Genomic DNA, 11,471 nt, shown 5'->3' with positions numbered 1-11,471 from the left:
AGCAATGGAAACCGCCCGTAAACCCAATCTAATTTTTGTTTTCGGCGATCAGCATCGTCAATGCGATGTCGGATGCGCAGGCAACCCGCAAGTGCAAACGCCTGCGATGGATCAACTCGCACAGGAAGGGATGTTTTTTCCGAACACCTTCACGAACGTCCCGATATGTGTGCCTGCGCGTGGATGCCTCATGACAGGCAAATACCCGTTGAACCACAAAGCCGTTTCCAACGATCTGCCACTCCCATTGACAGAAACCGGCATTGCGGAAGTCTTCAAAGAAGCAGAATACGCAACCGGCTACATCGGCAAATGGCACCTCGGCGGTATGCCGCGGGACAAGTTCATCACCCCTGAAATGCGTTTCGGCTTTGACCATTGGATCGGATGGAATTGTCATCATAACTATTTCAATGCACCTTACCACGACTCTGATGGGAATCAGATGCAGATTGAAGGTTACGAACCAGAGTTCCAGACCGATCAGGCGATTCAATACTGCCGCGACCACGTCGATGAACCCTTCTGCCTCTATATGAGCTGGGGACCACCGCATAATCCTTATGAACATGTCCCTGAACGTTACAAGGAGATGTATCCACCCGACCAGATTCAGTTACGGCCAAACGCGACAGATACACCCGCAACACGGAAAGACATCTCCGGCTACTACGCGCATATCACGGCTCTGGATGAAAACCTTGCACGCTTGATGACTGCCCTCGACGAACTCGGCATCGCTGACGATACTATTCTCGTCTACACGTCCGATCACGGTGATATGCTCGGTAGCCATGGACACGTCAGAAAAGAACGGCCATGGGAAGAATCTGCCCGTATCCCGTTTATGATCCGCTGGCCCCGTAGAATCCCAGCAGGCGTTACCCGGGATACCCTGCTCAGCCTCGTCGACTTTATGCCGTCAATGTTATCCTTATGCGACCTACCGATTCCGGAGGGTGTCGAAGGCATCGACCTTTCAGAAGCGATGCTCGGCAAGACAATTGACGAGCCACAATCTGTCTTCCTTGGAGTCCCATTACACGGGAGTGAAGGCTTCCACTTCGGTATCCGCGAGTGGCGTGGTGTCCGAACGCATCGCCACACTTACGCACGTCATTACGACGAAACGGGATGGCTCCTCTACGACAACGACAACGACCCATATCAGATGATCAATCTCATAGACGATGCAGACTCACAAGGACTGCGGGCAGAATTAGAGACAGAACTCCAAGAGTGGCTAACCCGAGTAAACGACCCATTTCTACCCGGAATTGAACACATTCGGCAACTCGGTCTATCGGAATTGTGGAACATCAGCGAGCAGCGGTTCGGCGGAGGAAAACCCCGCTGGGCATAAGAAGCGAAAACCTTCACCGACGCTGGCTAGGATTATATCCTCGCCCTTCCACACACCGCTGCTGGCGAGGATTGTATCCTCGCCGTTCTACAATATCTAATTAATTGTGGGTTTTACTATAATTGTTCGTTGTAGTTGGTTTTACGATAAAATCAGAAATATCCATGTATTCTATGCATTATCACAAAGCCAACATAGGAGATAACCTATGACTGATGAAGAAAAATTTCGATTTGACTTAACCGGATTCCTTGTGCGTCCCGCGATCCTTGAACGCGACGAAGTAGATGCAATCGTTGATCAGATTGACCGGATACATCATGACAAAGAATCCTTACCACCGGAACACCGTGCCGTACCCGGTGGTCCCGCGAGCGTCCTGATTGACCATCCCAAAGTCCTCGAGGTCCTACACGAAATCATCGGACCTGAGATCCGGTTAGAGCACTCCTACTCTGTCTGGCGCGAAAAAGGGCGGAGGCACGGTGAACTCCACGGTGGTGGACCGCAACAGGCAGATCCGATTTTCGGATACCGTGTCAACAACGGACAGATCCACGCTGGAATGGTACGCGTCGTTTTTGAACTGACAGATATTTCCAAAAACGATGGTGGAACACACTTTATCGTCGGTAGTCACAAATCCAACTTCCCGATGCATCCTGACCACATGTCATTAGAGGACGGAGAGCGGAGTCCGTTCCTGATGACCTATGAATGCCCCGCTGGCAGTGCAATCTTCTTCACGGAAAACCTGTGTCACGCCGGTCCCGTGTGGCAACGGGAGACACCGCGTGTCGCAGTACTAAACGCTTATGCGCATCTCGCGACACATTGGCACCGTCTACCGATTCCACCTGAAGTGTTGTCCGCTTTACCGCGTGAAAAGCAGGCGTACTTCCGTGAACCATGGGTTGCCGATTTCCGCACGCGCCCGGCAACGAGAAACACGATTGACCGCTTTCTTGACAACGACGAACCGCCTGTTAACACCGATCACAAGCCGTGATTTAAGCAGATTTAATAATTAAAATATGAGAAAACGCGTCCTTATTATCGGTTGGGATTGTGCTGCGCCGGAACTCGTCTTTAACGCATTCAAAGACGATATGCCCAATACACATCGCTTGATGGCAGAAGGCACGTACGGAGAACTGGAGAGTACGATTCCACCTATCACCGTGCCAGCGTGGATGTGTATGATGACCAGCCGCGATCCTGGCGAAATCGGTATCTACGGCTTTCGCAACCGCAAAGACTACTCCTACGATGCCTTGACGATTGCAAACGCACACGCCGTGAAAGTGCCAACACTCTGGGACCTCTTGGGACAGGCACAGAAGAAATCGGTCGTTTTGGGAGTACCGCTCACTTACCCTGCCAAGCCATTTCCGGGATGGATGGTCACCAGTTTCCTCACGCCTGACCGCAACCCGCAGTGGACGTTCCCAAGACGACTATCGCGGGAAATTGATCAGGTCGCAAGCGATTACATGATCGATATTCCAAATTTCCGAACGGATCAACGCGCCGAACTGGAACAACAACTCCTCAAGATGACATCTGAACGCTTCAAACTCACACGCCATCTGATTAAGACCAAAGAGTGGGATTTCTTCACGATGGTTGAAATGGGTTCTGACCGGCTTCACCACGCTTTCTGGCGATTTTGGGACAAAACGCATCCAAAATATGAACCGAATTCGCCGTTCTCAGAGACGATGCGGAACTACTATCGCGTTCTCGACGCAGAACTCGGAGAGACATTAGCGTCCGTAGACGAGGATACCACTGTCATGGTTGTCTCCGACCACGGCGCAAAACGGATGGACGGCGGTATTTGCGTCAACGAATGGCTCCGGCAACACGGCTATCTAACACTCAAAACCGAACCGCAAGAGATTACACGGTGGACCCCGGATATGGTGGATTGGGAAAAAACCAAGGCGTGGGGAGAAGGCGGATATTACGGACGAATCTTTATAAATGTTGAAGGCAGAGAACCGAACGGAATTGTCAGTCCCCAAAACTACGAGAGTGTCCGCAACGAACTAAAAACACAACTCGAAGCAATTGTAGATGAAGCCGGAGATAATATCAACACGCGCGTTTTCAAACCCGAAGAAGTTTATCGGGAATGCCGGAACATTCCACCGGACCTCATCGTCTACTTCGGAAATCTCTTTTGGCGCTCCGTCGGAAGTGTCGGATATAACAGCATCTATACCTACGAGAACGACACCGGTCCCGACGATTGCAACCACGCGGAGATGGGTATCTTTATTATCAAACAGAACGGAGCAAAGCGTGGATGTGTCCCTCCGAAAAGCCTATATGATATTGCCCCGACGGTATTAAATGAATTCGGCATAGATATCCCTGAAGCAATGCAAGGGAAACCTATTTAGGCGGTCACCGCGTTAACGATTGCCTCAGCGACAACCTCCGCAGCGAGGATACCGACAGCATTCACGCTGCTGCCAGTATGTGCTCCTGTAGCGAGCGCAAAAAGTGTATCTCCATCGAACATCGTATGTGACGGACGAATCGCGCGTGCCATCCCGTCGTGCGCCATCTCCGCGACCCGGTTCACTTCCGCCGAGGTAAGCGTAGCGTTTGTTGCCACAACACCGATAGTTGTGTTCGTTCCACGAACGATATTATTGGCATCTAAAAGTCGTTCAGTAATGTCCATGAATCCACCGTTCTCCTTTCCACCCGCGAGAATTTCACCAGTCCTTGGATGCACAACATTCCCCAACGCATTCACAACCACAACAGCAGCGACAATCAAACCGGAATCAAGATATTCACACGCTGAACCGACACCCCCCGGAGAAGCTGAAACACCCGGAGCCTTACCAACCGTGGCACCTGTCCCTGCCCCGATGGCACCCATTGCGACCGGTTCATCTGTCGCATTCAGGCACGCCTGATACCCCATCTTTCGATCCGGACGCACCTTTGCATCCCCGATCCCCAGATCGAAAATTACGGCCGCAGGAACAATCGGCACATGAACAGGACCTGCAGGAAAACCAACGTTTTGTTCCTCAAGATACTGGACAACACCACCTGCAGCATCCAAGCCGAAGGCACTTCCGCCCGTCAGTAGCACGGCGTGTGCTTTTTGGACTAAACGTCCTGGACGGAGTGCCTCTGTTTCCCGTGTGCCGGGTGCAGCACCACGCACGTCAACGCCTGCCGTTGCCCCCGCTGGGCAGAGGACAACAGTACACCCTGTTCGGGCAGTTGTGTCAGTAGCATGCCCTACCTTAATGCCTTCAATTGCAGTGATGGTTTGATTCGTTGATTTCATTATTTACGCGGTGCTTTAGGTCTTTGAAGATTACTATAAGGGATCCCGCTTAAATCTGCAAGCAAAATGCCATAAACATTATGCCCCAACGGTGCTAAAGAAATTGACAAAAAAAGGACGCATTGCTAAAATCAGAACTATCCATAATACTGGAGCATATAACAAGGGGGAAACGGACATGACAAAGTTGGCACTCAATGGCGGTGAACCTGTCGTTAAAGGAAGTTTAGGGAAAAACTGGCCCATCTTTGATGAAACCGAAGAGAACGCACTTTTAGAAACCCTGCGGAGCGGCGCGTGGAACCGACGTGAGAAAGTCGATGAAGTCGGTGAAAAATTCGCAGCGTTTCAGGACGCAAAATACGGGATTCCACTCGCCAACGGCACTGTGGCGTTACAATGTGCACTAAAGGCGGCTGGTGTCACCGCGGGTGATGAAGTCATCGTTCCGGCGCTCACATTTGTAGCAACAGGAACATCTGCTGTCTGCGTCAACGCCGTGCCGGTAATCGTTGACATAGACCCACTCACCTATAACATCGCGCCCGATGCGATCAAGAAAGCCATCACACCGCGAACGCGGGCAATCATACCGGTACACAACGGCGGCTATCCCGCAGATATGGATGCCATCATGGAGATTGCTGAAACGCACAATCTCAAGGTGATCGAGGATTGCGCGCATGCACACGGTTCACAGTGGCGCGGAAAAGGGATGGGTTCAATCGGACATCTCGGAGCATTCAGTTTCCAGATGGGGAAAACGCTCACCTGTGGTGAAGGTGGGATGGTGATAACAAATGACGAAGAACTCGCAGGAAAGGCAGGCAGCTTCGCGCAATTGAATATGCGGATGACAAACTTCCAAGCAACGCTTCTGTTAAGCCAACTCGAAAGGTTTGAAGAACAGGTAGAGACGCGTGAACGAAATATCGCATACCTTTCCAAAGGTATGGAAGCGATAGAGGGACTTCACCCAATTCCACGCGACGAACGTGTCACACGCTGGTGTTTCTACTATTGGGATTTCCGATTCGTCTCTGAGGAATTCGGGGGTATTTCACGCGGAAGGTTCATGGAAGCACTCAGCGCAGAGGGCATCTCATGTGGTGTGGGCGCACACGGTGAGCCTATCTACAACGAAGGTCCCTTCGGCAACCCGGAATTGTTTGACCAGTTGGGATTACCTCGCAAATATCTCGGAGACCAAGCAATTGATTACAGCACGCTCAATTGTCCAGAGGCGGAACGGGTGTACCGCGAAGAGGTTTGCAGCTTCGGACACTCCATGTTCTTAGGTGATACAGACGACATGCAACTGATTTTAGACGCATTCCAGAAGATTCGGGCGCACGTCCATGAACTGTAACTTGCAGTAGTCACCCAGAAATCGGAGTTGAAAACACTCCGACAAGTACTTAGAAAACAGAAAGAAACCCCCTAAATTTCCTTTTTCAGGGTTTATCCTTATCTCAACGCGCCCATCCTAAACCGCGAACTCAGTTTGTGGTAGAAATTTTCCAGATACCTAAGAGCGCGAGGAGCGATAGATTTGGAAAGAGAAGGGGCGCGAACAAAGGCGCGCCATAGAGGAATTTATCTATCTGCGTAACACCTGGGGCTTGCAGATCTACCGCCAAATGGAAGAAGAACCCCGCGATACCAACGATGAAGTTGATTCCCAAAACAATGACACAGAACCTAAGAAAAGTGGGTTGGTGAGGAACAAAAAATAACGTTGCCAAACACCCGACAGCGATAGCACTCGTAAACACCGGCAACCACTCAGACGGATTGAAAAACCCGTTTTGCGCGTGGTCGAAAACGGAGAGAATAAAATTACCACACCACCCGAAACCCGCCATAAACACAACCCATTGTGCCCATTCTAAATCCGTATCGCGAATCATACCGTTCATTATTAAAAGCAACCCTACCCCGGTAAAAGCCAACGGTGCTACAAATGGTGCTGTATAGACAAGATTCTTGAGGGTCAAATCAGAAAAGAATTCGCTGCCGAGATGAAAGAACATGCCAGAGATGCCAATACAAACAGCACCCCACCCAACGCTAAACCGACACCACTCTCTCCACTGCCCTTTTTTCCGAAAAAGTATTAGAACGAGCAGTACGGACGCACCTAACGAGAAGTAGAAAGGGATCCATTCCGCGGGATGTGCAAATGCGTTGACAGAGTGCGCTAAAAACACGTCAAGTGCCAAAAACGCCAGGTTCGCAATAATAAAAAAGTCGAGCAGTCTGGCAGCCAATCCCTTATGGTTTTGCAGCATTTTCTCTGAGTTCTTGGGCAATTCTTTTCAACTCCGTCATCTTCAACAAAAGTTCATAATTTCCGTGCCACTGAACAAAATCCGCACCCCCCATGAACGCGCCGTGTTTTGCTGTCCGACCGTAATAGTGCCACAGATCGAAGTAGAGAAATTCGATAGGTTCATCAAAAGGCGTTTCAGTCAGCAATCCGTCTTCACGTAGCGATGTCATTAGCATCACGGCTTCCGAAATTTTACGGTTGGTATCAGCAACAACACCTTCAGCCTCCTGATAGTAAATCTCTACCTGTGAACTCGCATGGCATTTTAAGCACGTCTCTTTCATCGCATCTTGCCCCTGTTGGTAAGTCGGACGCTTTTCAGAAACCGCCGCAAATAGCCAATACGAGAGTCGTTCTGTTGTATCGTGTGTCACATTTAATCCATCCAAACCGCTCAAGTGGCATGTCACACATGTAGGCACAGTCATATCTGCTGTCGTGAGTGCTTTCGGTGGTGCTTTGAGATTCATTTCTGATTTTTGGGCATTGTAAAGCACGCCGTGCTTGGATTCATGGTAGATTTCAATCTGTGAATGGTCAGGTCCCATGTGGCACTGCCCACAAGTTTCGGGCTCCCGCGCCAGCGCAACCGAACTTGAATGCCGCGCATGGCAGGCTGTACACGTCCCAATGGAACCATCCGGATTCGGCTTACCTATATCGTGGCATCCCAAACATCCAACATCCATAGCACTCTTACCCTCTGCAATCGCTAAAGGATTCGCAGGACGATCCACTGCACCTTTGTGGTATTTCTCAGCGAAGGCGATCTGTTCCGCTGTAAAATCCTTCGCACCCAATACCGCTGCCCAAGCCGGTGCCGCGTGTCGGCTTCGGAGGAACTGCGAATACTCGGTTGTATGGCACTCGCTACAATTTTTCGCCGTGAGTTGCTTCGCGATAGTGAAGCTCCGATGTGCCTGTGTTTCCTGATTTTCCACAGCTTTGTGGCAATCCAAGCAACTTACGCCGTGCTTTGCATGCTCGCTCCGTTCAAATTGGTGGACAATTGCAGACGTTTCGCGGCGATGGCACTCCGCGCATTTCCCCGTCGCCCGCACAAAATCAGCACTTGGCTGATCTACTTCCATTGCAGGTCGTCTCGCATTCAGGATTAGCACAACAGTAATCAGAGCTGTCCCCAAAAATACCGAAATAAAGATAGATTTAAATGACATCAAACCGTATTGACTCCAATTATGCCTCTACGTTCTATGAAGTGAATATGAAGCAGCAATGTTTGGGATTATTCTATCACAGCACGCCATTTTTCTCAACCTAATCATCAGTGTTTGCGCGACCACAAGACATCAAGCCATAAAACAAGAGGACTATTTGAGATGAAATACAGGAATAGAATCTGGCAATCTACATTCCCTACCGGAACTGGAAGGCATACAACTTGGCATTGTGAAACTGAAATCTGAGCCGAACTTCGTCCCCACTTAAACCGGCTAAATCTTGACTCGTTTCCCATTCCACGTAGGCATCCGTTCCAGTCGTGTGGACCGGTTTACTAACAGCGCGTTGGCTACCCGCTTTATCCAGACCCGCTTATCTACAATGAACGGATTATACCAGCATTTGTAAAGCCGATCATCCGTATCATAGATAACGTTGGCATAGACATTGTCGAAACGGGGTTCCCACGGTTTGTCCTCACCAAAGAGCGGGTTCTGGGAGGGTTTGGTGATTTCTCCAAGCGTGAGTTTTGCTTCAACGACCTCTTCAATGATACGATCGTCCAGAACAAGTCGTCGGGATGAACAAATGGGGTGAGGTTCGGGCATTTCTACTTCCGTAAAAATCAATATTGAAAGGTGGTTTTGGTGCGGTTAGAAAACCGCACCGGATCCCACCAAAAACCTCTTAAAAAATCCGCGTCATCCGTGTCATCCGTGAAAATCCGCGATTCAGACAACAGAAGCCGCTATCATCTTGTGGAAGTTTATGGAGTGGGTTATGTGTTCGTCTGTTTCCGGGTTGATGTCCTCTCCAATGCCTCTTGGAAATCACGAAAACTCGACACCAATGAAGCGTTAAAGATTTTTCAGTCCGCATGGAACTATTATACCCTGATTTACCGTTGGTGGTCAACCTTTTTTCCACTTTTCAATCACCGATATTTAGGGCAAATCCTATGAAATATATCGACAGTTTCGTAGGGGTGTTTTTGCTTCGGTGTTTCCCCACCCCGAAACCCACTCTTTTCTATCCCTCAAAAACCCTCGTAGGGGCAGGTCTTGTGCCTGTCCATGTATTCAGGTCTTGTGCCTGCCCGGGCATTACCTACCAGAGTCTTCCATATCTGCTATGAAATATGTATCGGAGCAGTTTTGCAAAAGTCGCGTCAATCGCAAAGTGTTAGATAAAGTCATTATTATTTTGTTATTTTATATCAAAAAATATGACCGAATCCAACACTCGAATAAACCCTTATAATGATTGACTTTATCGCAATTTTTAACTTGACTAATACTAAAATGTATGATATTATATTTTTTTAACAAATGTGAATATATGAAGTTTCCGAATATCTCAGGTGTCGGTATTTTTCCCGCGAGTTTGTTATAGATACTTCGGTTGTGTTGAAGCGAAAGTGATGAAAAAACCCTGCGTCCCAGCAGTAAACGTCAGGTGACACGCATGCGAACCGCAGCGATTCCGTTCCATCTTGATAAAGTCTGCAATCGGTTGACTCAAGTCCCCGAGTGGGCATGCAGCGTTGCTACGCCTGTGATGACTCCTGCGTTTAATTCTCTACAAGCAATTCCCCTCCCCACTTATCACATAATAAGCATATTGTTTCACAAGATAGAGGCATCAGGTGTTGCGGGTCTGTTGTTCTTATGTCCGCACGCGCGTGATCTAACCCGCGCCTCGCGGGCTATTTGTGTTGCATCGGAATTCTCTCGGTGCGCGTTATCTTGGCTAACAACGTCAGGCAGGAAAGGAGAAAGAATCATGAGTAAATCGATATTTATGTATTTTCTATTATCAGGAACAGGCGGCGGACGTAAGTAATATCGCCTACCCAGACCTGATCGACTCTAGAAACTTCAAGGAACTCAACTTTATTGACCCAGGGCTGCGGTGTGGGACCAAGGTTTTGAGTTAAAAGTGCTTTTGTTTGTCATCGCAACGAGCATTAAATAACTCTATAAATAAAGGTAGCAGCTGGGGTTATGAATAAAGGAGAACAGATAATGTTTAAAACAAGAGTTTTGTATTTTATATTTGCTTGTGCTACCTTATTGGCTATTTTCGTGGGGAAAGCAGCTGAAGCACAGACTGTAACTATTACCTCAGGAAATGAGCAGTCAACCACTCGCGGTAACAATTTTCCAAATTCAGTGGTGATTACACTTTCAGGGTATACCCGTCCCCCCACAACTGGATTTTATAATCCTAATCCCACTAATGTCACGTTTAGTGAAACATTGAACGGTGAATACACCCTGTCAAGTACTGGTCAATATAGCGTTAGTGGTATGACCAATGGAACCTATAATATTTATATAAAAGTTAATGAGGATTCGTATTATGATACTTGTCGTATTAGATTTAGGATTGGGTCCAACGGGACTACCTGGATAGACAGGTATATTACAGGTGTAATTACGGATGTTCTTTACTTTTCGGCAGACACAGAGACACGCAGCGTTAGTGAAGGCACAGCAATAAACACCAATATTGGTCTCGCTATCTCTGCAACACATTGGGCGAATGCAGACACTGATACGGAGAATAATGTTACATTGGAGTATAGTCTTGAAGGAACAGATGCGACATCATTTAGTATTGTTTCCAGCACAGGTCAATTGAAAACAAAGGATGCTCTACATTATGCGACCAAAAACAGTTACAGTGTAAAGGTCAAGGTCGAGGAAAAAGGCGGGGGGACAACAGCGAGAAGTTCCGACACAATAGATGTCACTATCAATGTAGATCCACCACCGCCACCACCGCCGCCACCACCGCCACCACCGCCGCAGACACCACCGCCGCAGACACCACAGACACCACAAAATATTAACCCACAGACACCGCCTGCAAATAATAATGGACCACAGACACCGCCCGCCGCTGCAGGCACACTGCCACTTATCGAAAACAACCCGATCACAAGCAAGACGCTTATTGTCACACGCGAGGGAAATCCGACCGTCACTCTCAACTGGAAGGTCCCTACAGGTATCAATCCACAAACCATTCTTGAGTATCAGTATAGCATGGATACAGGGCAAACATGGACCCCTATAGGCGGCACCCATACATCCATTACCATTAATGGAGACCACACCGCCCTCGTTCCGACGAATTTATTCAGAGTCCGAGGCATCAGTCTCAATGCCGAGGGCACGGCACGCCTCGTCAGATTCGTTCTATCCCCCCCGCAGCGGCGGATTATACATGAATGTCCTGTGGGGTGGGTCAGATCCGACAGGTTTGGCGGA

The 11,471-nt window shown here is 48.8% G+C and carries 9 protein-coding genes; 5 read left to right on the top strand and 4 right to left on the bottom strand.

The annotated features are described in order from the left end of the window. The first annotated feature begins 4 nt into the window (after window positions 1–4). The 3 genes from OXH39_08100 to OXH39_08090 all read left to right on the top strand — a co-directional run bounded on the left by OXH39_08100 (window position 5) and on the right by OXH39_08090 (window position 3,771). Window positions 5–1,363 carry a sulfatase gene (locus tag OXH39_08100; protein MCY3550410.1) on the top strand — a complete coding sequence of 453 codons (1,359 nt, stop codon included), beginning with the start codon at window positions 5–7 and terminating at the stop codon, window positions 1,361–1,363. Window positions 1,364–1,571: 208 nt separating this feature from the next. Next, complete coding sequence (locus tag OXH39_08095) at window positions 1,572–2,372, top strand: phytanoyl-CoA dioxygenase family protein (protein MCY3550409.1); 801 nt, start codon at window positions 1,572–1,574, stop codon at window positions 2,370–2,372. Window positions 2,373–2,397: 25 nt separating this feature from the next. Continuing rightward, on the top strand, window positions 2,398–3,771 hold the full coding sequence (locus OXH39_08090) for an alkaline phosphatase family protein (GenBank protein ID MCY3550408.1): 1,374 nt from the start codon (window positions 2,398–2,400) through the stop codon (window positions 3,769–3,771). Here OXH39_08090 and OXH39_08085 read toward each other — a convergent pair. After that, a complete protein-coding gene (locus tag OXH39_08085) occupies window positions 3,768–4,682 on the bottom strand; it encodes a P1 family peptidase (protein ID MCY3550407.1) in 915 nt (304 codons plus the stop codon). The genes OXH39_08090 and OXH39_08085 overlap by 4 nt on opposite strands. Before the next feature lie 178 nt (window positions 4,683–4,860). On the opposite strand from OXH39_08085, the gene OXH39_08080 reads away from it, so the two are divergent. Beyond that, window positions 4,861–6,051: a DegT/DnrJ/EryC1/StrS family aminotransferase gene (locus OXH39_08080; GenBank protein ID MCY3550406.1), complete on the top strand. Its 1,191-nt coding sequence runs from the start codon at window positions 4,861–4,863 to the stop codon at window positions 6,049–6,051. Between the two features lie 130 nt (window positions 6,052–6,181). Here the strand turns inward: OXH39_08080 and OXH39_08075 are convergent, their stop codons facing one another. The 3 genes from OXH39_08075 to OXH39_08065 all read right to left on the bottom strand — a co-directional run bounded on the left by OXH39_08075 (window position 6,182) and on the right by OXH39_08065 (window position 8,804). Continuing rightward, a complete protein-coding gene (locus tag OXH39_08075) occupies window positions 6,182–6,973 on the bottom strand; it encodes a hypothetical protein (protein ID MCY3550405.1) in 792 nt (263 codons plus the stop codon). Next, on the bottom strand, window positions 6,957–8,192 hold the full coding sequence (locus tag OXH39_08070) for a multiheme c-type cytochrome (protein ID MCY3550404.1): 1,236 nt from the start codon (window positions 8,190–8,192) through the stop codon (window positions 6,957–6,959). The genes OXH39_08075 and OXH39_08070 overlap by 17 nt, the downstream gene beginning before the upstream one ends. A gap of 276 nt (window positions 8,193–8,468) precedes the next feature. Continuing rightward, on the bottom strand, window positions 8,469–8,804 hold the full coding sequence (locus OXH39_08065) for a hypothetical protein (GenBank protein ID MCY3550403.1): 336 nt from the start codon (window positions 8,802–8,804) through the stop codon (window positions 8,469–8,471). A gap of 1,416 nt (window positions 8,805–10,220) precedes the next feature. Between OXH39_08065 and OXH39_08060 the strand changes: the two genes are divergently transcribed. Next, window positions 10,221–11,471, top strand: a 1,251-nt coding sequence (locus OXH39_08060) for a cadherin repeat domain-containing protein (protein MCY3550402.1), incomplete at its 3' end; no start/stop codon positions are given.

Source organism: Candidatus Poribacteria bacterium (assembly GCA_026702755.1).
GTDB lineage: Bacteria > Poribacteria > WGA-4E > WGA-4E > WGA-3G > WGA-3G.
Note: the sequence above shows the minus strand (reverse complement) of the source record. Positions and strands in the feature narration are given on the sequence as shown.

Bases quoted from the DNA above. Each gene is read 5' to 3' on its own strand.
- OXH39_08065 (MCY3550403.1), bottom strand. From the start codon at position 8,804: ATGCCCGAACCTCACCCCATTTGTTCATCCCGACGACTTGTTCTGGAC.
- OXH39_08100 (MCY3550410.1), top strand. From the start codon at position 5: ATGGAAACCGCCCGTAAACCCAATCTAATTTTTGTTTTCGGCGATCAG.
- OXH39_08075 (MCY3550405.1), bottom strand. From the start codon at position 6,973: ATGCTGCAAAACCATAAGGGATTGGCTGCCAGACTGCTCGACTTTTTT.
- OXH39_08070 (MCY3550404.1), bottom strand. From the start codon at position 8,192: ATGTCATTTAAATCTATCTTTATTTCGGTATTTTTGGGGACAGCTCTG.
- OXH39_08085 (MCY3550407.1), bottom strand. From the start codon at position 4,682: ATGAAATCAACGAATCAAACCATCACTGCAATTGAAGGCATTAAGGTA.
- OXH39_08095 (MCY3550409.1), top strand. From the start codon at position 1,572: ATGACTGATGAAGAAAAATTTCGATTTGACTTAACCGGATTCCTTGTG.
- OXH39_08080 (MCY3550406.1), top strand. From the start codon at position 4,861: ATGACAAAGTTGGCACTCAATGGCGGTGAACCTGTCGTTAAAGGAAGT.
- OXH39_08090 (MCY3550408.1), top strand. From the start codon at position 2,398: ATGAGAAAACGCGTCCTTATTATCGGTTGGGATTGTGCTGCGCCGGAA.